The organism is Streptomyces sp. CA-135486 (assembly GCF_050936555.1).
Taxonomy (GTDB): domain Bacteria; phylum Actinomycetota; class Actinomycetes; order Streptomycetales; family Streptomycetaceae; genus Streptomyces.
On record NZ_JBNJMM010000001.1, the window covers coordinates 1848755 to 1870247 of the forward strand.

The window sequence follows — 21493 nt, forward strand, 5'->3', positions numbered from 1 at the left end:
CGGGCCGGTGGCAGTACGCCACCGGCCCGGAGCCATGTCCTCATTGGCTGAGGGTGCGAGCCGTGCGATGTGCGACGACCCTGGAGGGGTGGGGGCCATGCCGCAAGGAGGATGACTCCATGTCCATGATGGACAAGCTCAAGCAAATGATGAAGGGCCACGAGTCGCATGCCGACAAGGGCGTCGACAAGTCGGGCGACTTCGTCGACGACAAGACCCAGGGCAAGTACAGCGGCCAGGTCGACACTGGCCAGGACAAGCTCAAGGACGAGTTCGGCACGGGAGGCCGGGAGGACAGGCCCCAGCCCTGACCGTGATGCGTCCCCGGCCGCCGCTGTCTAGGGCCGTGGTGCGCCGTACCAGCGCCATGTGGTCAGGCGCGGGTGCCCGGGCAGTTCCGCGCGCCCCGTGGCCCACAGGAGGGTGGGCCAGGGAGCGGTGTCCTCCGGGGCGTCCGGGAACAGCCGGGTCAGCACCCGCGAGCACAGATCGGCGGGCGGGTCCCAGGCGAGCCCCAGTCCCTCGGCCAGATCGTGGGTGTGCACCAGGGTCTCCACGACCCCCATCGCGGCGAAGCCTTCCGGGTCCGACACCCCGTAACTGTGGTGCGCCCGGACCGTTGCCGGTGTCGTACGCACCATGGCGACCAGCAGCGCGCCGCTCGCCTCCAGCACCTGCAGCAGCCCGGTGGCCCCCGCCGCGCGGTCCGCGTGGATGGCGTTCGCGGGCCCGCCGGGCCGTCGTCTTTCCCATGCGAAGGGCACTTCGCGGTCCAACGGCGGTGTCCTGGGGCCGATTTGGGCGGCGTAGGCGAAAAGGTCGTCGCTGAGGTGCTCGACGGTCTCCCAGCAGTCCCACTCCAGCGAGCCGGCATTGCCGTCCCAGGCCGCCGGGGGCGCCACTCGGAGTGCGGCGACGGCGAGCTGAACGGCCTGGTCGACGTCGTCCGCGGTGACGGGCAGGCGTCTGGCTTCCGTTGATCGAGACATGGCAGGAACCGTAGCGTGCGCTGCCGGACAGGGCTCAGTCGTCGCTGGGGCGCAGCACCTCGTACAGCGGCTTTGTGGCGCGTACGCGATACTCCTGCACCGCCCAGGCGTTGCCGTCCGGGTCCTTGAAGTGCATAAAGGTCCCGCCGTCGCTCGGCGCGATCTCGACCGGGTCCGAGACCTCCACGCCGCGCTCGACGAGCTCGGCGTGGGCCGCCTTGATGTCCGCGACGACCAGCTGAAGCCCGGCGTAGGAGCCGGGCTTCGGGCCGCCGTCCGGACCTCCGATGCCCTCACCGATGACGATCGAGCACCCGGAGCCGGGAGGCGTCAGCTGGACGATGCGCATGTCTTCGGTGACCTGTTTGTCGACGTCCAGCTTGAAGCCGAGCCTGTCGCGGTAGAAGTCTCTGGCCCGGTCCACGTCCGAGACGGGGACCACGATCACTTCGAGCGTCCAGTCCATGCCGGTGCCTCCTGGCGGTCAGCGGTTGGCTGCGTGCGTCACGAAGTCTGCCCATGCCTGCGGGGCGAAAGCGAGCTGTGGGCCGGGTGTGTTCTTGGAGTCGCGGACGTGGATGGTGCTGGGGGTGCCGGCTACCTCGACGCAGTCGGAGCCAGCTTCTCCGGTGCTGTAGCTGCTCTTGAACCAATCGAGCTCGGGCTCGATGCTCATGTCTCTCCCCGCACTTTCTCGATGAGGGCCAGCGACTCCCGTGGCGTGAGAGCCTGCGCTCGGATGCTTCCATACTGCATCTCCAGGAACTGCACCTCCCTTGGCTCGGAGATCAGGCGCGTGAAGTGCAGCACCTCCGCATACCCCAGCGTCAAACCGCTCCGGAGCTTGAAGATCCGGAACCCGCCGGTCAGACCGGCATGTTCCTCGCGGTCCGTCGGCATCACCTGGATCTCGACGTTCCGGAACTGCCCGACCTCCAACAGTCGTTCGAGCTGCCGCCGCTGCACCATTCTGCCGCCGACCGGCCGACGCAACGTCACCTCGTCCTGAACGAAGCTGAAGACCGGCAGGGTCTTCGTCTTGTCGATGATGTCCTGGCGTGCCATCCGGGCACCTACCTCGCGTTCAATGACGTCCTCGGTGTACAGAGGCCGTCTCATGCGGAACAGTGCCCGTGCGTAGTCCTCGGTCTGTAACAGCCCATGGATCACCCCGCTGTTGAACGCGCCCAGCTCGACCGCCTCCGACTCCACCTTCGCCAGGTCCCTGATCTTCTTCGGATACCTGGCCTCCTCCACATCCTTCTGCATCGCGGCGATCTTGCCGCCCGCCCCCAGGACGTCATCCGCCCTGACCAGGAACGCCTCCTTCGGCGCCCGCCGTCCGCGTTCCACCGAGGAGACCTGCTCCTCGCTGTAGCCGATTGCCGCCCCCAGTTCCGCCTGCCGCAGCCCCATGGCCTCCCGCCACGCCTTCAGTTGACGGCCGACCGCCCTGAGGACCGCCCCGCTCTCGTCGTCCCAACTCTGCTGCTCCGTACCGTCGTCCATGCCGCCCTCCTCCGCGCACCCGCACTGACCGGACCGACCCGGACCCCGCCCGGACAGTAACGCTGCGTACCGACGTCGTTGCTGTTCACAGTAGGTGCGGGCGGCCACGCTGAGTGATGTGAACCAAGAAATCACCCGAACCGCGACATCTGTACGCCACTTCACCGTGCTGCTCTCGCCCACGCGCCGGGGCGCGCGGCTCGCCCGTCGGCTGGCGGTGCAGCAACTCATCGACTGGGGGCAGCCGTACGAGGCCGCCGGGCAGATCGTCGCCGAGCTCGCCGCGAACGCCGCGTTGCACGGGCGGGTGGCCGGACGGGACTTCCGCCTCACCATCCGCCTGACCGGAACAGGGACAGTGTGCGTCGAAGTCACGGACACCCGCGCCGACCTGCTGCCCCACGCACCTGAAGGCCCGCTCCCCGAGGGCGAGTCGGGCCGCGGGCTGCTGCTGGTCGAGGCGTACGCCGACAGGTGGGGGACCGAAATCGGGCCTGCACCCTGCAAGACCGTATGGGCGGAGATCGACCAGCTGCATCACTCTGAGCCGCCTGCGGCCAGGACGGTGACGTAGTCGACGAGCATGGGGCTGCCTGGTCGCGTGTCCGGAGTGGGCGTGCTGTACCCGGCGACGGCTTTGGCGAAGCCGCCGCCGATGGCCACGTTGAGGAGGATGAAGTGCCCGTGGCCCGTGGCGGCGTCCCAGGTGGCCTCGTCCATCTGCGCCGAGCTGACCGAGTGGTAGCGCCTTCCGTCGACGTACCAGCTCGCCCGCTCCGGCTCGACGCTGCGGTCCCACTCGACGGCGTAGGTGTGGAAGCGGCCGGTGCAGTCCGAGTCGAGGCAGGTCGTGTTGGCACTGAGGCCCGTGCTCTCGTTGCAGGGGCCGCCCGTGCTCGTTCCGCAATGCATGGCGCCCCAGACCCGGTTGACGCCGTTGGCGTTCTCCATGACGTCGAACTCGCCCACGGTGGGTGGGACTCCCTCGCCGGTACGGAAAGGCCGGCCCAGGGTCCAGAAGGCCGGCCAGTACCCCGCGGCCGCGGCGCCGGTGACGCCGGGGAGCTGGATGCGGGCCTGAACGCGAAGCTTCTTGCCGTCCGGTGGCCGGAAGTCGCTGCGGCGCGTCTCGATGCGGCCGGAAGTCCATCGTCCGGCGCCGTCCCGCAGCGGTGTGATGCGCAGGTTGCCTTGGCCGTCCTGGCTCAGGTTGGCGGGGCCGGCCGTATACCTCTGGATCTCACCGGTTCCCCACTGGGGCGGACCGCCGGGATATCCGGTGCCGACGTCGATGATCCAGTCCTTGGTGTCCGGCGCGGTTCCGGCTCTGCCGTCGAAGTCGTCGGTCCACTCGACGTTCCACCCGTCAGTGGACGGCGGGGTGGCACGCGCAGCCGGCGGGCCGCAGCCCACGGCGAGGACGGCGAGCGCGGACGCCACCGCCGGGCACGTGCGGCGGCTCCGTAGCAGCAGTTTCATTAGGTCGCACCTCCTGGCCGGCCGCGAGCAGCCAACCCTGCGGGACGGATCAGGGGGCTTGCACGGTCTCTTCCGCGGCCACCAGCGGCAGCCGGGCCGTCACCGTGGTGCCCTCGCCCTCCTGGGAGCGGACTTCCGTGGTGCCTCCGTGGTTCGTCACGATCGTGTTGACGATGGTCAGCCCGAGTCCCGTGCCCGGGATGGCCGCGTCCACGGCGTTCGAGGCCCGGAAGAACCGGCTGAAGAGCTGCTTGCGTTCCTTCTCGGGGATGCCGATGCCGCTGTCGCTGACGCTGAGGACGGCGTGGCCGTCGTCTGCGGCGGCCTCTACGCGTACGTGCCCGCCGCCGGGAGTGAATTTCACGGCGTTGGACAGCAGGTTCATCAGGACCCGGTCCAGTTGTTCGCTGTCCGCCTCCAGCACGAGCGGCACTTCGGGGCAGTCGATCTCCAGGCGGACGGAGGCCGCCTCGGCGGCGGGCCTGATGGTGTCCACCGCCGACGCCACCAGCCGGCGCAGGTCGACCTCGCCCTTCTGCGAACTGAAGGTGCCGGCCTCGATCCGGGACAGGGTCAGCAGATCCTCGATCAGCGCGCGCAACCGGTTGGCGTTGCGGTCGACGATGTCCAGCATGCGGTGCTGCGGCTCCGAGAGCGGGCCCGTTTCGTCGTCCTTCAGCAACTCGACGTATCCCACGATGCTGGTCAGCGGAGTCCGCAACTCGTGGGAGACGGTCGACAGAAAGTCGCTCTTGGCCTGGTCCAGCGCGCGCAACTTCTCCACCAGGCGCGCCTCTTGCCCGTAGAGCATCGAGTTGTGCAGCGCGCGGCCGACACCGGCGACCATGGACTCCGCGATTTCGATCTCCACTGCCCGCCAGCGACGCTCAGGCCGGGTGCCGCCCAGGACCACGGCGCCCATGGGCTCCTCGCCCACTCCCAGAGGGATGAATACCACCGAGACCAGGCCCAGGGCCGCGGCGGCATTCCGGTTCTCCTCCGGCATGCCCGCCTCGCCGAAGGAGCCGGGGGCGCCCGGCACGGGCGTGGTCTCGGCCAGGTAGTCGGACAAATTGTCGATGGACCAGATCGTTCCCCGGCGGTAATGATCGCGGATCACTTCGGCGGGCACGGGGGGAAGCGCACTCTGTTGCTCCGTGGTGAGCAGGCCTTGCTCTGCGGACCAGGCTCGCGTCACGGGCACCGTCGGCTTGTCCCCGTCGCAGAGCAGCACGAACAGGTAATCGGCGTCCAGACCCTCGCCCATCCCCGTGCAGGTCACGTCCAGGACCTGATCGACGTCGAGGCGCTCGCGGATCCGGATGCCGACTCCCCGCGCAATCCCCGACAGTCGCCGCCGCTCCTCCTCGATCTCGCGCAGCCGGTCGCTCTCGTCGGCGAGCGTGTTCACCGACCGGGCCACCGCGCACATCTCGGCCGGCCCCTGCTGCTCCGCCCGTGCCGAGTGCTCGCCCGCGGTCAGCCGGCCGAGTGTGTGCTCCACGCCCTTGAGGGGCCGGACCAGGGCACGCGTGGTGCGCAGCGACGTGTACACCGCGGCGGCGATCGCCGCGATCAGCAGGGCGCCGACTGCTGCGACACTGACGCGGACGATCCTGTCGGCGCGGCGGTCCAACCGCCGGGCGTCCGCGGTCAACTGGTCCTCCAGCTCGTGGTTGCTGGCCTCGAACGCCTCGTAGGGGACGGTGGCCTTCCGGGTGAGCCGGGCGGCCTGCTCGCTTCTCGGTGTGGCTCTCTCCTGTTGTTCGACGACGCGCAGATACGCCTGGAGCTGCTGTGCCTGTGTCCGCAGATTCCGATCTGCCTCAGGACCGCCGCTCTTGAGGGCTTCGGCCAGTATCGCCGGGTATGCCTCGCGCGCCGCCCGGTAGGTATCCAGCTGCTTCTGATCGCCGGTGATGAGATAGCCGCGCATGGAACGCTGTACGTCGGCAGCCGCGCGGTGCAGCCGCAGATTGTCGATGAGGGTCGGCTGTATCCGGTCGACGATCGCGTCGGTCGTCGCGTGCCCGATGAACGCACCGGCCAGCACTCCGGCCGCGACCAGCACGATGAGGCCGATCAGCACGCCGAACGCGGTGCCGAGCCGCCGCGTCACGGAGTAGCCGCCACGATCCCTGCCGCCGCTCACGCACGATCACCTTCGCTCGCTCGCGTCTGCCCGGGCTCGGCGAATCCGCTGCGGGCCATGGAGCCCCACACCTGCGGTGCCTGGCGCAGTGCGTCCCAGCTGCCGCGCAGTCGCCACCACGCGGTGAGCTGGCGGTATCCGATGTTCTCGGCGGTCGCCCCGACGATGGCGCCCGCGGTGTCCCGCCACCGTACGAACCGGTGGAAGGCGTACTCCTCGGCTGCGACCGACACCAGAGTGACCACCAGCGCGTAGCCGTACGCGACGAGCAGGAAGCGCCACAGGAAGTCCAGATCGACCGCGCCGAACAGCAGGCCCAGGGGTATCAGGACGACGGCGGCCAGTTCGACGACGGGGGCGAGCAGTTCGAAGACCACGTAGAACGGCAGCGCCACCAGCCCGATCCGGCCGTACCGGGGATTGCCGATCATGCGGCGGTGCTTGAGCAGGATCTCGGTCAGCCCGCGGTGCCACCGCCGCCGCTGCCGCGCCAGAACCTTCAGCGTGGGCGGCGCCTCGCTCCAGGAGATCGGCTCGCTGACGAACACGATGCGGTAGTCGCGGCCCTGCTCACGCAGATGCCGGTGGAGCCGGACGACCAGCTCGGCATCCTCGCCGATGCAGTCCGGATCCATCCCACCCACCGCCACCACAGCGTCCCGGCGGAAGAGGCCGAAGGCGCCGGAGATGACGAGCAGCCCGCCGACCTTCGACCAGCCGCTGCGGCCGAGCAGAAAGGCGCGCAGATACTCGACAGCCTGCACGAGGCCCAGCAGGTTCCGGGGCATCCGCGCCTCGACGACACGGCCGGCGACGATGGTGCAGTCGTTGGCGATGCCGATCACGCCACCGGTGGCCACCACCCGCATCGGGTCGTCGCAGAACGGCTTGGCCACCGCGAGCAACGCCTCGGAGTCCAGGATCGAGTCCGCGTCCACCATGCACAGCAGCGGATAGCGCGCCACGTTGACCCCGACGTTGAGCGCGTCGGCCTTGCCGCCGTTCTTCTTGCGGGCCACCACCAGGGGGACCGGGCCGCCCCTGGGCAGATGGACCGACTCCACCGTGCCGCGCGCCGGTACGTCGTCGGGCACGACGCGCTCCACCTCGACGAGGTCGAACGCCTCCCGGAGCGTGTCCAGCGTCCCGTCGGTGGAGCCGTCGTCGACGACGACGACCTCAAAGACCGGATAGCGCAGCAGGAGCATGGCCCGGACCGCCTCCGCGATCCCGGCCGCCTCGTTGTAGGCGGGCATGATCAGCGACACCGGCGGGGTGAAGGGGTTCGCGGAGGCGTCGTCGTAGCCCGCGAAGGACGCCCGGCGCAGCCTCCTGACGAGCTCTCCGACGGCGAGGACGATCAAGAACAGATAGCTGGTGTTGATGACGGCGAAGTACGCGAGGATCACGTCGTCGCTCACCGAGAGCAGACCGTGCGCCCCGGCCCGGAGCCATCCGAGTGGCCCGTCGCTCGCCACGTTCCAGGTGCCGGCCGCGTTCACCGGGCTCAGCGCCTCGGCAGCGCTCACTGCACTCACGGGGTCACTCCGACGACGTGACTGAAGGACGTGCCCACGACGGACGCCTCCGCCAGCGCCGCCCTGGCCTGCGCCGCCGCCCGACTGCCGGAACGGCCGTCGGCAGCCGCCCGCAATTCGGCGCCGCCCACCTCGCCGAGCCGCAGCAGCGACCGGGCCGCGGTGGCGGCCACATGATCATCCGGGTCGCCGAGCAGGCCTCGCAGCCGGTTTGTCGCGGCGACGGCACCCAGGCTGCCCAGGGCCCCGGCGGCCACCATGCGCAGGGCGACCGGTTGACCGGGAGCCACCGCGGCCAGCAGCGGCTGAAGGCCGTCGGGCATGCCGAGCCTGCCCAGCGCACGGGCGGCCCTGATGCGCACTTCCGGATTTGGATCCTCGCGGAGGGCGTGGGCGATCTCAGCGGTCCTGGAGACCCCGCCGATCGCGCCCAGCGTCTCGATCGCCACGGCCCGGACGAGCGGCTCCGGGTGCTCCAGGCCCGCCGCGATGCTCCGCAGGGCCTCCGGCCCGAAGGACGTCAGCGCCCGGGTGACCACGGCGGGCGGTACGGTCCGCGGTCCGTAGAGGCAGTCCAGCAGCTGCGGGACGACCGAGGGTTCTCCGATCCGGCCCAGCGCCCGTGCGGCGACCAGCCGCACCTCCGGGTCGCGGTCGTCCAGCAGGCGGCAGAGCGGTGGTGCCGCGGACCGGTGACGGAGCTGGCCGAGCACTTCCGCGGCGCGGCCCCGTCGAACCGCGCCCCGGCGGCCCAGATCCACCACGGCGTGCGCGGTGGCCCCGCGGCGCTCGAACAGCCGGATGAGCGCGGTCCTGGCCTGTCCGGTGACCTTGCCGAACATCGCCGAGACCGTTGGCTCCAGAGCCCTCCAGGTGCGGTCGTCGAGCTCCGAGAGCCGGGTCAGCGCCTCGCTCTCCTCATCCTCCTCCGCGCACACGAGCTCAAGCAGCAGCCCCCGCACCGGGGCCACGATCCGGTCTCTTCGGCGCTGCCGATACCGACGGGTGACGCGCAGGCCGACGATCAGCACCCCCAGCAGCGCCACGACGGCCACCAGGCACAGCAGCGCGCCGGTGACGAGACTGGTGGCGATCACCGCGCGGCCCTGGTGAGCACGGCCTGGACCCGGCTGCTCAGCTCGCGCGGGCTGAACGGCTTGATGATGTAGTCGTCGGCTCCCGCGGCGAAACCCGTCTCGACGTCTCCCTCCTGGGAGCGGGCAGTGAGCAGGATGACGGGGAGCGACGCGGTCTCGGGCGACGCGCGCAGTTCGCGGCACACATCCAGTCCGGACATTCCGGGCATGCGTATGTCGAGCAGAGCCACATCCACCGGCTCGCTGCGCGCTGTCTTGAGCGCCGCCATGCCGTCCTCCACGGCGATGACCTCGTGACCGCTCTGGGTCAGTTTGAACGCGACAAGGTCCCGTATGTCGACATCGTCATCGGCTATGAGGACACGAGCCATTACGTCTCCTGGGATGCGGAATTCCGGAAGGAGTCGAGAAGGCGCATCACAGTCGAGCGCCGGAACGGTTTGGTCAGCAGCTCGTCCGCCGCCAACTCGGCCAGGTCCTGCGGGTCGAGCACGGAGGAGACGACGAGGTGGCACTTGCTGGTACGGCCGTCCGCGCGCAGTCTGCGGATGACCTCCCGGCCGTCGATACCAGGGAGCAGGATGTCGATGATCACCATGTCCGGTGGCTCCGCGAAGGCGAGTTCCAGGCCCTCTTCGCCCGTCTCCGCGACGGCCACCTGGCACCCAAATGCGCTGAGATGACGCTCCAGCAGGGCATTGACGTCCAGATCGTCTTCGATCACGAGTACGCGCGGAGAGCCCATTACTGTCCTTGTCACGGAAGTATCGCGTCACTGCCATCAAGATATGTGCGTTTCGCCTCACCTGCCACATTTATGATCACTGTCGGTAACAGGAGACGGAGTGGGGCGGGAGCCCAGGCCAATTCCGCCAGGGGATAGCTGGCTTGGACAACGGGCTTATCGTGACCGGAAGTTGTGTGACGCCGTGCGGCGTCACAACTCGCGTCCGCTCAGCGCTCCGACAGCGGCGCCGGCGCCTCCTGGACGATCCAGCCGTTGCCGTCCGGGTCCTTGAAGAACATGAACGAGTTCCACCTGTCGCCGGGGCCGGGCTCCCAGCCCGTCCTGCCCACGTGCTGGATCTCGCTGACGTCCACCGACCGTTCGACGAGCGCCGCCCGGGTCGCGGCGATGTCCGTCGTACACAGCTGCAGGCCCTGGAGCGAGCCGGGGGCCATCGAGGGCTGGTCCGGGTTGCCCGGCAGACCGCTGCCCATCGCGATCGAGCAGCGGGAGCCGGGCGGGGTCAGCTGGATGATGCGGATGCCGGGGGCCACTTCCTGGTCGAGGTCGACCTTGAAGCCGCAGCCCTCCTCGTAGAACGTCTTCGACCGGTCGGGATCGGAGACCGGGACCATGATCACTTCAAGGGTCAGTTCCATCGACGGAGCTCCTTCACTGATGTCATTGGTTTCACTGAGCCACAGCGAGTTTCACTGCGTGAACTGCCAGCGGGTCTGGCCGAACGGGTCGCCCTTCGCGAAGCCGAATGCCGTGCGTGGCGCCACCCGGAACACCAGGGCGGGGCCGCCCGAGCTGATGAATCCCCGGTCGCCGACCTCGAATTCCCAGTCCGGGCCGTACTTCTGGACATACAGCGCGGAGATGGCGCGCAGCTTCGCCTCGTCGGTGACGCGCACCGCCGCGCCCTCGATCACCAGGTCGTAGCCCTCGTTCAGGGCGTTCGCTCCGGTGGTGAGGACCACCTCCTGATTCTGGCGGAGGTTCTTCGCCTTGCGCTCCTCGACGCCGGTGCAGAAGTGCAGCCCGCCGTCGTGCCACACGGCGATCAGCGGGGTGACATGGGGGCGGCCGTCGGGCCGTACGGTCGACAGCCAGAAGAGCTCGGCGGCCTTCAGGCGGTCGACCGCCCGGGACCAGTCCCCGGCGGTGGCTTTCGGGTCGCTGTAGCGGGGGTCCAGCTCGGGCACTGGCTCAGGCATGGCGGGGTCCTCTCCGTCCGGGGGTCACCGAATATGTAGACCGTGGCCGGTCCCCGTACTCATCGGTCCGCCTCGATCCGGTACGGGTGGCCTCACGTGGCGGGCGGGCCCAAGATTGTGAATGTCATGCCATCGGCGCCCGCTCGCCGCAAGGGCGCGGATCACCGGGGTCCACCGCGGGCGGACACCCCCTAAGCTCGGATCCGGGCCTTGATCGCAGGACGGGAGACGGCGGGATGACGGTGCCGGGGCGCAGGAGCAGTACGTTCACCCGCCTGCTGCGGCACGGCTTCACCGATCCGGCTGTCGCAGAACGGCTTCTCGGCCTCCCCGAGATGGCTTCCGTACGGTCCGACCCGGTCCTGCTCGACGCGCTCGGCGTCGTCGCCGATCCCGACCTCGCGCTGCGCTCTCTCGTACGGCTGGTGGAGGCCCAGGAGCCGACGGCCCGGCGTCGCCTCCTCGACACGCTCGTCACCGCCAAGCCCCTGCGCGACCGGCTGCTCGGAGTGCTCGGCGCGTCCGAGGCGCTCGGCGACCATCTGGCCCGCCACCCGGGCGACTGGCAGGCCCTCGTCACCTATGAGGCGGCCGATCTGCACCCCGGCGTCGCCGAGTTCGAGCGCGGACTCGCCGACGCCACCGACCCGGTCTCGCTGCGGATCGCCTACCGCCGGTGCCTGCTGTCCATAGCGGCGCGCGATGTGTGCGGTACGACCGATGTCGCCGAGGCCGCCGCCGAACTGGCCGACCTCGCCACGGCCACGCTGCGCGCCGCCCTCGCCATCGCCCGGGCCGCGGCCCCCGCCGACGACGCGCTGTGCCGGCTCGCCGTCATCGCCATGGGCAAGTGCGGCGGCCACGAGCTCAACTACGTCTCCGACGTGGACGTCATCTTCGTCGGCGAGCCGGCCGAGGGCGCCGACGAGAGCAAGGCCATGCAGGCCGCGACCCGGCTGGCGTCCCATCTGATGCGGATCTGCTCCGAGCCGACGGTCGAGGGCACGATCTGGCCGGTCGACGCCAATCTGCGGCCCGAGGGACGCAACGGCCCGCTGGTGCGCACGCTCTCCAGCCACCTCGCGTACTACCAGCGCTGGGCCAAGACCTGGGAGTTCCAGGCGCTGCTCAAGGCCCGGCCGGTCGCCGGTGACCCCGGGCTCGGCGAGGAGTACATCGAGGCTGTCGAGCCGCTGGTGTGGCAGGCCGCCGAACGCGAGAACTTCGTCGCCGACGTACAGAAGATGCGCCGCCGCGTCGTCGACAACATCCCGGTCGCCGAGATCGAGCGCGAGCTCAAGCTCGGTCCGGGCGGGCTGCGGGACGTCGAGTTCGCCGTACAGCTGCTGCAGCTCGTGCACGGGCGCAGCGACGCGACGCTGCGCAGCGGCAGCACGCTGGAGGCCCTACGGGCACTGGCGGCCGGCGGCTATGTGGGGCGCGCGGACGCGGCGCAGCTGGACTCCGCGTACCGCTTCCTGCGCGCCATGGAGCACCGCATCCAGCTGTACCGGCTGCGGCGTACGCATCTGGTGCCGGAGGACGAGGCTGATCTGCGCCGCCTGGGGCGCTCGCTCGGACTGCGTACGGACCCGGTCGCCGAGCTCAACAAGGAGTGGAAGCGGCACGCGGCGGTGGTGCGCCGGCTGCACGAGAAGCTGTTCTACCGGCCGCTGCTCGACGCCGTCGCGCAGCTCGCGCCCGGAGAGACGCGGCTCAGCGAGGAGGCGGCGCGGCAGCGTCTGGAAGCGCTCGGTTACGCGGATCCCGCGGCGGCTCTGCGTCATCTGGAGGCGCTCTCGTCCGGGGTGTCGAGGAAGGCGGCGATCCAGCGGACCCTGCTGCCGGTGCTGCTCGGGTGGTTCGCGGACTCGGCCGATCCGGACGCCGGTCTGCTGGGCTTCCGCAGGGTGTCCGACGCGCTCGGCAAGACGCCCTGGTACCTGCGGCTGCTGCGGGACGAGGGCGCGGCCGCCGAGAATCTGGCCCGGGTGCTGTCCGCCGGGCGGCTCGCCCCCGACCTGCTGCTGCGGGCGCCCGAGGCGGTGGCCCTGCTCGGCGATCCGGAGGGCCTGAAGCCGCGCAGCCGGGACCATCTGGAGCAGGAGATCCTGGCGGCGGTGGGGCGCGCGGACACCGCGGAGGCGGCGGTCGCGGTGGCTCGTGGGGTGCGCCGCCGCGAGCTGTTCCGTACCGCCGCTGCGGACCTGATCGGCTCGTACGGCACCGAGGAGAATCCCGCCGAGGCGGACCCCGGCGCGCTGGTGGACCGGGTCGGGAACGCGGTCACCGACCTGAACGCGGCGACGATCGCGGGCGCGGTGCGGGCCGCGGTGCGCGAACAGTGGGGCGACGAACTGCCGACACGGTTCGCGGTCATCGGCATGGGGCGCTTCGGGGGGCACGAGCAGAGCTACGGCTCGGACGCTGATGTGCTTTTCGTGCACGAGCCGCGGGAGGGCGTGGACGAGCATGAGGCGACGCGGGCGGCGAACACGGTCGTCACGGAGATGCGCCGGCTGCTGCAGCTGCCGACGACCGACCCGCCGCTGCTGATCGACGCGGATCTGCGGCCGGAGGGCAAGAGCGGGCCGATGGTCCGCACCCTCGCCTCCTACGACGCGTACTACCGCCGGTGGTCGCTGATCTGGGAGAGCCAGGCACTGCTTCGGGCTGAGCCGATGGCGGGCGACGAGGAGCTGGCGCGCCGCTTCATCGATCTGGTCGACCCGCTGCGCTACCCCGCGGAGGGGCTGGGGGAGGACGCGGTCCGGGAGATCCGCCGGCTGAAGGCCCGGATGGAGTCCGAGCGCATGCCGCGCGGGGCGGACCCCACGCTCCACACGAAGCTGGGGCGGGGCGGTCTCAGCGACGTCGAGTGGACGGTCCAGCTCTTCCAGATGCGCCACGGCTGGGCGGAGCCGGGCCTGCGGACGACCCGTACGCGGCACGCCCTGGCCGCCGCGCATGCGGCCGGCCTGATCGCGACGGAGGACGCCCAGATCCTCGACGAGGCGTGGGTCCTGGCGACCCGGGTGCGCAACGGGGTGATGCTGGTGCGGGGCCGGCCGGGCGACACTTTCCCGTCGGACGGGCGGGAACTGGCGGCGGTGGGGCGGTACTTGGGCTATGAGCCGGGGCATGTGGGGGACATGCTGGACGACTACCGGAGGGTGACGAGACGGGCACGGGCGGTGGTGGAGGAGCTGTTCTACGGTGCGTGACGCGCTCCCCGGCGAGCAGGAAGGCACGCACGCGGCCCCGGCCGCGGGGGAGGAGCGGGTGGCGGGCGTATCACGCACCGGGACGCGCACTGCGCCCTAGCGGCGCGAGAGGCTCACCGGGAGGGCGAACCGCGGGCGGCTCGCGTCCCCCGCCAGTGCGGGCATCTGCGGCAGCCGGTGCGGCAGCTGCCGGTACCAGCCGTAGGAGAGGGCGAAGCCGAAGGTCAGGCAGAGCATGCCGCCGACCGCGTCCAGCCAGAAATGGTTCGCCGTGGCCACGATGACCACGAGCGTCAGCGTCGGGTAGAGGAGGCCGAGGATCTTCGCCCACGGCGTGGCCGCCAGCCCGAAGATGATGAGTCCGCACCACAGCGACCAGCCGATATGCATCGACGGCATCGCCGCGTACTGGTTCGACATGTTCTTCAGGTTGCCCGAGGCCATCGAGCCCCACGTGTGGTGGACCAGCACCGTGTCGATAAAGCGGTGCCCGTTCATCAGCCGGGGCGGCGCGAGCGGATACAGGTAGTAGCCGACCAGTGCGACACCCGTCGTGGCAAAAAGGACAAGACGGGCAGATGCGTACCGGCCCGGATGCCAGCGGTACAGCCACACCAGCACACCGATCGTCACGACGAAGTGCAATGTGGCGTAGTAGTAGTTCATCGACACGATCAGCCAAGTCACGGAATTCATCGCGTGATTGACCGACTGCTCGACCGCCAGGCCCAGCGAGTGCTCGACGTCCCAGATCCAGTCCGCGTTACGCAGTGCCTGCGCCTTCTGCTCCGGCACCGCATTGCGGATCAGTGAGTAGGTCCAGTAACTCACCGCGATCAGAAGGATTTCGAACCAGATCCGCGGGCGGCGGGGCGACCGTAGCTCCTGCAGCCGGCTCCGCACAGGCGGCACCTCGGCGGCTTCGTCCACCATGGGTGGCGGGGTAGCCGTCCGGCCTTCCAGTGTCTTCACGGTCGCTTCGCCCATAGGGAGAGAGTCTGTCAGATTCGCGTCCCACACCGATCATCCCTCGGTCTGGTCCTGTTTGCATTGTCTACGCCCTAGGGACGACTGTCTGCACCGGGTCCCTGTCAGGGGCGCTGTACGGGCCCCGAAGCGGTCGATCCCCGTACCACCAGCTCCGGCATGAAGACGAATTCGCTGTGCGGAGCGGGAGTCCCGCCGATCTCCTCCAGGAGGGTGCGGACAGCGGCCTGCCCCATGGCCTGCACCGGCTGCCGGATGGTGGTCAGCGGCGGGTCCGTGAACGCTATGAGCGGAGAGTCGTCGAAGCCCACCACAGAGACGTCGCGCGGTACCTTCAGGCCCTGCCCACGCGCGGCCCGGATCGCGCCGAGCGCCATCATGTCGCTCGCGCACACCACTGCCGTGCATCCGAGCCCGATGAGGGCGCCCGCCGCGGCCTGGCCGCCTTCGAGGGTGTAGAGGGAGTGCTGGATCAGTTCCTCGGACTCCTCGGGGGCGAGACCGAGCCGGGCCTCCATGGCCTGCTGGAAGCCCTCGATCTTCCGCAGTACGGGCACGAAACGCTTCGGGCCGACCGCCAGGCCGATCCGGGTGTGGCCGAGTGAGGCGAGATGGGTCACCGCGAGATGCATGGCGGCCCGGTCGTCGGGCGAGACGAAGGGGGCCTTCACCTTGGGCGAGAAGCCGCCCAGGAGGACATAGGGGACGCCCTGTCCGCGCAGCTGGTCGTAGCGCTGCATATCGGCGGTGGTGTCCGCGTGCAGGCCCGAGACGAAGATGATTCCGGAGACCCCGCGGTCCACCAGCATTTCGGTGAGCTCGTCCTCGGTGGAGCCGCCCGGGGTCTGGGTGGCGAGGACCGGGGTGTAGCCCTGCCGGGTCAGGGCCTGGCCGATGACCTGGGCCAGCGCCGGGAAGATCGGGTTGTCGAGCTCCGGTGTTATCAGGCCGACCAGGCCGGCGCTGCGCTGCTTCAGCCGCACCGGGCGCTCGTATCCGAGCACGTCGAGCGCTGCGAGTACGGATTCGCGGGTGGCCGCGGCCACACCGGGCTTGCCGTTGAGCACGCGGCTGACTGTGGCTTCGCTGACCCCCGCCTGGGCTGCGATGTCGGCAAGCCGTGCGGTCACGGGACTGGACCTTACCGGTCGCACGTCAGATTGCCCACCACGCACAGCAATCACCGGGAATACGGGCTGTTTCACCCACCGGCTCCATGGCTTCGGAGGAGATCAGCAGCTGTCCCGGCAGGGGCAGTTCGATCTCCGATCCGGTGGTGTTGAGGGTGCAGACCAGGCCCGTGCGGGACAGCGCGAGCAGCCCTTCGGGCCCCGGCAGCCACCGCATCGGGCCGCCCGGCAGCTCGCGGCGGAGCACCAGCGCCGAGCGGTAGAGCTCGAGCGTCGAGTACGGGTCGCCGGTCTGGGCCGCCACGGACAGCTCCCGCCAGATCCGGGGCTGGGGCAGCCAGCTGGTTCCGGGGCCGAAGCCGTACGGCGGCTCCTGGCCCGACCACGGGATCGGCACCCGGCAGCCGTCGCGGAAGCCGTCCTGCCCCGCCGCCCGGAAGAAGGCGGGGTCCTGGCGCACCTCGTCCGGCAGGTCGGTGACCTCGGGCAGTCCGAGCTCCTCGCCCTGGTAGATGTACGTCGAACCGGGCAGCGCCAGCATGAGCAGCGCGGCCGCGCGGGCCCGGCGCAGCCCCTGCCGGCCGCCGCCGTAGCGGGTGGTGTGGCGGACCACGTCGTGGTTGGAGAGCACCCAGGTGGTCGGCGCCCCCACCGAGGCGGTGGCGGCCAGTGACTCGTCGATCACGCTGCGCATCGCCCCGGGGTCCCAAGGGCACCGCAGAAACTGGAAGTTGAAGGCCTGGTGCAGCTCGTCGGGGCGTACGTACAGCGCGAGCCGGTCCGGGCCGGGGGCCCAGGCCTCGGCGACGCCGATCCGGTCGCCGGGGTAGGAGTCGAGGAGCCTGCGCCAGGTGCGGTGGATCTCGTGCACCCCGTCCTGGTCGAAGAAGGGCAGTGTCTGCGCGCCGATCAGCCTGGCCTGTTCCTTGTGGCCGATGTCCGGCAGGCCGGCCGCCTTGACCATGCCGTGTGCGACATCGATACGGAAGCCGTCGACGCCGAGGTCCAGCCAGAAACGCAGCACGGAGTCGAACTCCTCGTGCACCTCCTCGTTCTCCCAGTTGAGGTCGGGCTGCTCGGGCGCGAAGAGGTGGAGGTACCACTCACCGTCCGGGGTCCGGGTCCAGGCGGGGCCGCCGAAGACCGACTCCCAGTCGTTGGGTGGCAGCTCGCCGGCCGGGCCCTTGCCGGGCAGGAAGTGGTAGCGAGCGCGGTCCGCTCCTCCGGCATGGTCCGCGAGCGCGGCCCGGAACCACGGGTGCTGGTCCGACGTGTGGTTGGGGACGACGTCCACGATCACCCGCAGGCCCAACTCGTGGGCGGTGCGTACGAGTTCGTCCGCGTCGGCGAGATCCCCGAAGAGCGGGTCGACGGCCCGGTAGTCGGCGACGTCGTAGCCGCCGTCGGCCTGCGGGGAGGCATAGAAGGGCGTGAGCCAGACGGCGTCGATGCCCAGCTCCGCGAGATACGGCAGACGCTGGGTGGCCCCGCGCAGATCGCCGATGCCGTCACCGTCGCTGTCGGCGAAGGAGCGCACATACACCTGGTAGATGACGGCATCGCGCCACCAGCCCGGGCCCTCGGTGGAAGAGCTTGCAGGGTGCGGCCCTTCGGCTGCCGCGGGAGCCGGAAGACCGATGGCGGCAGCGAGCTCGTGGGTCATAAAGGGGTCCCTCTCGTTACTGTCCGGGGCGGGGGGACGTACATCTAACGAGGTCAACGTGGGTGTGGGCCCGTAGTGACGGTGTGCTGAGGACCAAAATAACAGTCTCTGCAAGGGCTTGCGAAGGTCTTTGCAAACTCCTGCCAGGCGCCCCGAGTAGGGCAAGTGGGCCACCGTCAAGCGATGCAATGGCAACCCTCAGGACACGTGGATGTAACGATCCCCCACTCTTGCAGAAAATTGCCGCAAGGTCTTTCGGCTCTCTTTCATCCTTGTTACGTTCCTGCCGAACCCGGCGCCGCGAGGGAGCGGTCGGCAGGGGGCCTGGTCGCCTCCGCCATCTCGGGCATCTCTGAAGGAGTTCACATGCGGCGTGGCATAGCGGCCACCGCGCTGGTAGCGGCACTGGCACTGGCAGCGACGGCGTGCGGTGGGGGCGACAGCGGTGACAAGGCCGCCGGTCCGGTCACCCTGACCTGGTGGGACACGTCCAACGCGACGAACGAGGCGCCGACGTACAAGGCGATGATCGCCGAGTTCGAGAAGGCCAACAAGGACATCAAGGTCAAGTACGTCAACGTCCCGTTCGACCAGGCGCAGAACAAGTTCCAGACCGCGGCCGGCAGCAAGGGCGCTCCCGACATCATCCGCGCCGAGGTCGGCTGGACCGCCTCCTGGGCCAAGTCGCAGTTCCTGGCCCCGCTGGACGGCACGGACGCGCTCAAGAACACCGAGGACATCACTCCCTCGCTGCTCAAGCAGGCCCAGTACCAGGGCAAGACCTACGGTGCCCCCTTCGTCACCGACTCCCTCGGCCTGATGTGGAACAAGGAGATCCTGAAGAAGGCCGGCTTCGACAAGGCGCCGGCCACCTGGGACGAGGTCAAGAAGGTCTCCAAGGCGGTCAAGGAGAAGGCCGGAGTCGACGGCTTCCAGCTCCGCGCCGACGCCTACTTCGAGCTGCCCTACCTCTTCGGTGAGGGCACCGACATGGTCGACGCCGCCGGGAAGAAGATCACGGTCAACTCGCCCGAGGCCGTCAAGGCCGTCGAGGCCAGCAAGGCTCTGCTCGCCTCGCCGGGTGTCGCCAAGCTCGATGTGACCGCCGACTCCTACGCCCACATGATGGACGCGTTCAACACCGGCAAGGTCGCGATGATCGTCCAGGGCCCGTGGGAGCTGACGAACATCTACAAGGGCGCCGCCTTCAAGGACAAGGCCAACCTCGGCATCTCGGGCGTCCCGGCCGGCTCCACCGGCAAGGCCGGCGCCCCGACCGGCGGCCACAACCTCTCCGTCTACGCCGGCTCCGACAAGGCGCACCAGGTCGCGGCCCAGAAGTTCGTCGGCTTCATGACCTCGGGTGAGACCCAGGCCAAGATCGCGCTGAAGAACGGCACCCTGCCGACCCGCACCTCCGCCTACACCGCCGAGGTCAAGGCCACCCCGGGCATCGCCGAGTTCCAGAGCATCCTCTCCGGCTCCGCCCGGCCCCGTCCGGAACTGCCCGAGTACAGCTCGCTCTTCGCCGACCTCGGCACCAACCTGGCCGCGATCCTGCAGGGCAAGGTGAGCACCCAGAAGGGCCTCGACACCACCGCCGAGTCCTACAAGAAGCTGCTCAAGGACTTCTCCTAAGGCACCCACCGGCCGTCCGGACCGCTCCCGCACCGGGACGGGACGGACGGCCGCCCGTGGTGGTACGGCCACGTCCCCGTTCGGGGCGGTCCGTACCACCACGCCCCGCGTACACCCGCTCAAGAATCTGTCGTAAAGGTGTCGAAGATGACCGTCGCCGTCGAGGGCGGAAGCCGAAAGACCCAGCGTGGCAATGCGCAGCGCCCCGGGCCGATGAGCCGTATCAGGCAGTCGTACAACCGGAATTGGTATGCCTGGGCGATGGTGGCCCCGGTCGTCGCGGTCATCGGCGTGCTGGTGCTCTACCCCCTGGGCCGCGGCATCTATCTGTCGCTGACCGACGCCGACAGCAGCAACGTCGGCCGGACGATCGGCGTCAACAAGATCCCCGACAGCTTCTCGTGGGTGGGCTTCGACAACTACACGGAGATCCTCTCCGGCGGTGACCACCAGTTCTGGCCCCACTTCACCTGGACCATCGTCTGGACGATCGTCTGTGTGACCCTGCACTACGGGATCGGCCTGGGCCTCGCCCTGCTGCTGAACCGCAAGATGCGCGGCCGCACCTTCTACCGGATGGTCCTGATCCTGCCGTGGGCGGTGCCGACCTTTGTCACCGTCTTCGCCTGGCGGCTGATCCTTGCCGACGACGGCGGCGTCCTCAACATGGCTCTGGAATGGGCCCACTTGCCCACCCCGGCCTGGCTCAGCGATCCGTTCTGGCAGAAGACCGCCGCCATCATGGTCAACACCTGGGTCGGCGTCCCCTTCATGATGGTCTCTCTCCTCGGCGGACTGCAGTCGATCCCGCAGGAGCTCTACGAGGCCGCCGAGGTGGACGGCGCGACCCCCTGGCAGCGCTTCCGGTATGTGACGCTGCCCGGCCTGCGCTCGGTCAGCAGCACGGTCGTCCTGCTCGGCGTCATCTGGACCTTCAACCAGTTCGTGGTCATCTTCCTGCTGTTCGGCAACAACTCGGGCACCGACGCCCAGATCCTCGTCACCTGGGCGTACCGCCTCGGCTTCGGCCAGGACCCGCGCGACTACGCCGGCTCCGCCGCGTACGGCGTCATCATCCTGTCGATGCTCATCGTCTTCGCCTCCTTCTACCGGCGCTGGCTGGCCCGCAACGAGAAGGCCGCCTGACGGCCGCCCCGGGCCGTCGAGCAACAGCACCAGCCATGACGAAAGAGAGGGCAGCCAACCCCATGAGCACCACAGCAGATCTCCCGGTCACGGGAGCGGCCGAAGCGGCCACCGCCGTCCCGCCCCGCAAGCGCCCCGCGGACAAGCGGCAGTTGAAGCGCGGAGAGCGTCCCCGTTCCGCATCCGTGCTGATCCACACCGTGCTGATCATCGCGAGCTTTGTCGCGGCCTTCCCGATCGGCTGGATCGCCTGGATCTCGCTCGGCCCGGACAAGACCGACTTCCTCCACCCCGGCAAGATCGCCGACAAGATCAGCTTCGAGAACTACACGACGGTCCTGAACGACACGTCGTTCCTCCAGTGGTTCGTCAACTCACTGATCGTCGCGCTCGGTACCTGCCTGCTCGGCGTCTTCATCGCCGCCAGCTCCGGCTACGCGGTCTCCCGGATGCGCTTCCCCGGCCACCGCCAGCTGATGTGGACCTTCCTGGTCACCCAGATGTTCCCGGTCGCCATCCTCATGGTGCCGCTCTACAACATCCTGGCCAACCTGGGTCTGCTGGACACCTACTGGGCCCTGATCCTGGTCTACTGCACCACGGCGATCCCGTACTGCGCCTGGCTGCTCAAGGGGTACTTCGACACCATCCCCGCGGAGATCGACGAAGCGGGCCGGATCGACGGACTCACCCCGTTCGGCACCTTCTACCGGCTGATCCTGCCGCTCGCCCGGCCGGGCCTGGCGGTGGCCGCTTTCTACACCTTCCTCACCGCCTGGGCCGAGGTCGCCTACGCGTCGGTGTTCATGCTCAGCGACGACAAGTACACCCTCGCCGTCGGCCTGAAAACCTTCATCAGCGAGCACGACACCCAGTGGGACCTGATGGCCGCGACCTCCGTGCTCATCGCCGTCCCGGCGTCGCTGTTCTTCTATCTGGTCCAGCGCCACCTGGTCACCGGCCTCACCGCCGGCGCCGCCAAATCCTGACCCCA

At 69.5% G+C, this 21493-nt stretch carries 21 protein-coding genes; 6 read left to right on the forward strand and 15 right to left on the reverse strand.

Features of this window, described 5'->3' with window-relative positions; translation table 11 throughout:
• The first annotated feature begins 119 nt into the window (after positions 1–119).
• A complete protein-coding gene (locus ACQEVG_RS08375; RefSeq protein WP_432979282.1) occupies positions 120–311 on the forward strand; it encodes an antitoxin in 192 nt (63 codons plus the stop codon).
• Positions 312–338: 27 nt separating this feature from the next.
• Here the strand turns inward: ACQEVG_RS08375 and ACQEVG_RS08380 are convergent, their stop codons facing one another.
• The 4 genes from ACQEVG_RS08380 to ACQEVG_RS08395 are packed head-to-tail and all read right to left on the reverse strand — an operon-like array spanning position 339 to position 2498.
• Positions 339–989, reverse strand: a complete 651-nt coding sequence (locus tag ACQEVG_RS08380) for a hypothetical protein (RefSeq protein WP_432979285.1) — start codon at positions 987–989, stop codon at positions 339–341.
• Between the two features lie 34 nt (positions 990–1023).
• Positions 1024–1455, reverse strand: a complete 432-nt coding sequence (locus ACQEVG_RS08385; RefSeq protein ID WP_432979288.1) for a VOC family protein — start codon at positions 1453–1455, stop codon at positions 1024–1026.
• An 18-nt stretch (positions 1456–1473) separates the two neighbouring features.
• On the reverse strand, positions 1474–1665 hold the full coding sequence (locus tag ACQEVG_RS08390; RefSeq protein WP_432979291.1) for a DUF397 domain-containing protein: 192 nt from the start codon (positions 1663–1665) through the stop codon (positions 1474–1476).
• Complete coding sequence (locus ACQEVG_RS08395) at positions 1662–2498, reverse strand: helix-turn-helix domain-containing protein (RefSeq protein ID WP_432979294.1); 837 nt, start codon at positions 2496–2498, stop codon at positions 1662–1664. Before ACQEVG_RS08395 ends, ACQEVG_RS08390 begins: the two co-directional genes overlap by 4 nt.
• 118 nt (positions 2499–2616) lie before the next feature.
• On the opposite strand from ACQEVG_RS08395, the gene ACQEVG_RS08400 reads away from it, so the two are divergent.
• Positions 2617–3072 (forward strand): ATP-binding protein, encoded by a 456-nt coding sequence (locus tag ACQEVG_RS08400; protein ID WP_432979297.1) that lies wholly within the window; start codon positions 2617–2619, stop codon positions 3070–3072.
• Here the strand turns inward: ACQEVG_RS08400 and ACQEVG_RS08405 are convergent.
• The 8 genes from ACQEVG_RS08405 to ACQEVG_RS08440 form a co-directional block, all read right to left on the reverse strand.
• Positions 3036–3977 carry a glycoside hydrolase family 16 protein gene (locus ACQEVG_RS08405; protein ID WP_432979300.1) on the reverse strand — a complete coding sequence of 314 codons (942 nt, stop codon included), beginning with the start codon at positions 3975–3977 and terminating at the stop codon, positions 3036–3038. The genes ACQEVG_RS08400 and ACQEVG_RS08405 overlap by 37 nt on opposite strands.
• 49 nt (positions 3978–4026) lie before the next feature.
• Positions 4027–6129, reverse strand: coding sequence for an ATP-binding protein (locus tag ACQEVG_RS08410; RefSeq protein WP_432979303.1), 2103 nt, complete (start codon positions 6127–6129; stop codon positions 4027–4029).
• A complete protein-coding gene (locus ACQEVG_RS08415; RefSeq protein WP_432979306.1) occupies positions 6126–7667 on the reverse strand; it encodes a glycosyltransferase family 2 protein in 1542 nt (513 codons plus the stop codon). The genes ACQEVG_RS08410 and ACQEVG_RS08415 overlap by 4 nt, the downstream gene beginning before the upstream one ends.
• On the reverse strand, positions 7664–8764 hold the full coding sequence (locus ACQEVG_RS08420) for a HEAT repeat domain-containing protein (RefSeq protein ID WP_432979309.1): 1101 nt from the start codon (positions 8762–8764) through the stop codon (positions 7664–7666). The genes ACQEVG_RS08415 and ACQEVG_RS08420 overlap by 4 nt, the downstream gene beginning before the upstream one ends.
• Positions 8761–9135 (reverse strand): response regulator transcription factor, encoded by a 375-nt coding sequence (locus ACQEVG_RS08425; RefSeq protein ID WP_432979312.1) that lies wholly within the window; start codon positions 9133–9135, stop codon positions 8761–8763. Before ACQEVG_RS08425 ends, ACQEVG_RS08420 begins: the two co-directional genes overlap by 4 nt.
• Complete coding sequence (locus tag ACQEVG_RS08430; RefSeq protein ID WP_432979315.1) at positions 9135–9509, reverse strand: response regulator; 375 nt, start codon at positions 9507–9509, stop codon at positions 9135–9137. The genes ACQEVG_RS08425 and ACQEVG_RS08430 overlap by 1 nt, the downstream gene beginning before the upstream one ends.
• 209 nt (positions 9510–9718) lie before the next feature.
• Entirely contained in the window at positions 9719–10150 is a 432-nt protein-coding gene (locus ACQEVG_RS08435) for a VOC family protein (RefSeq protein ID WP_432979318.1), read from the reverse strand.
• A gap of 51 nt (positions 10151–10201) precedes the next feature.
• The gene (locus ACQEVG_RS08440; protein WP_432979321.1) at positions 10202–10711 is read right to left on the reverse strand and encodes a pyridoxamine 5'-phosphate oxidase family protein; all 510 of its coding nucleotides are present in this window, start codon (positions 10709–10711) and stop codon (positions 10202–10204) included.
• Positions 10712–10947: 236 nt separating this feature from the next.
• Here ACQEVG_RS08440 and ACQEVG_RS08445 point away from each other — a divergent pair, with 236 nt between their 5' ends.
• Positions 10948–13935, forward strand: a complete 2988-nt coding sequence (locus ACQEVG_RS08445; RefSeq protein ID WP_432979324.1) for a bifunctional [glutamine synthetase] adenylyltransferase/[glutamine synthetase]-adenylyl-L-tyrosine phosphorylase — start codon at positions 10948–10950, stop codon at positions 13933–13935.
• A 96-nt stretch (positions 13936–14031) separates the two neighbouring features.
• On the opposite strand, the gene ACQEVG_RS08450 is transcribed toward ACQEVG_RS08445, so the two are convergent.
• The 3 genes from ACQEVG_RS08450 to ACQEVG_RS08460 all read right to left on the reverse strand — a co-directional run bounded on the left by ACQEVG_RS08450 (position 14032) and on the right by ACQEVG_RS08460 (position 17715).
• Positions 14032–14922 (reverse strand): phosphatase PAP2 family protein, encoded by an 891-nt coding sequence (locus ACQEVG_RS08450; RefSeq protein ID WP_432979327.1) that lies wholly within the window; start codon positions 14920–14922, stop codon positions 14032–14034.
• A gap of 104 nt (positions 14923–15026) precedes the next feature.
• Positions 15027–16052: a LacI family DNA-binding transcriptional regulator gene (locus ACQEVG_RS08455; protein WP_432979330.1), complete on the reverse strand. Its 1026-nt coding sequence runs from the start codon at positions 16050–16052 to the stop codon at positions 15027–15029.
• Positions 16053–16077: 25 nt separating this feature from the next.
• Complete coding sequence (locus ACQEVG_RS08460) at positions 16078–17715, reverse strand: glycoside hydrolase family 13 protein (protein WP_432979333.1); 1638 nt, start codon at positions 17713–17715, stop codon at positions 16078–16080.
• A 366-nt stretch (positions 17716–18081) separates the two neighbouring features.
• Here ACQEVG_RS08460 and ACQEVG_RS08465 point away from each other — a divergent pair, with 366 nt between their 5' ends.
• The 3 genes from ACQEVG_RS08465 to ACQEVG_RS08475 all read left to right on the forward strand — a co-directional run bounded on the left by ACQEVG_RS08465 (position 18082) and on the right by ACQEVG_RS08475 (position 21488).
• Complete coding sequence (locus ACQEVG_RS08465) at positions 18082–19353, forward strand: extracellular solute-binding protein (RefSeq protein WP_432979336.1); 1272 nt, start codon at positions 18082–18084, stop codon at positions 19351–19353.
• A 147-nt stretch (positions 19354–19500) separates the two neighbouring features.
• On the forward strand, positions 19501–20499 hold the full coding sequence (locus ACQEVG_RS08470; protein WP_432979339.1) for a carbohydrate ABC transporter permease: 999 nt from the start codon (positions 19501–19503) through the stop codon (positions 20497–20499).
• 62 nt (positions 20500–20561) lie between these two features.
• Positions 20562–21488: a sugar ABC transporter permease gene (locus ACQEVG_RS08475; protein ID WP_432979342.1), complete on the forward strand. Its 927-nt coding sequence runs from the start codon at positions 20562–20564 to the stop codon at positions 21486–21488.
• Positions 21489–21493: the final 5 nt, after the last annotated feature.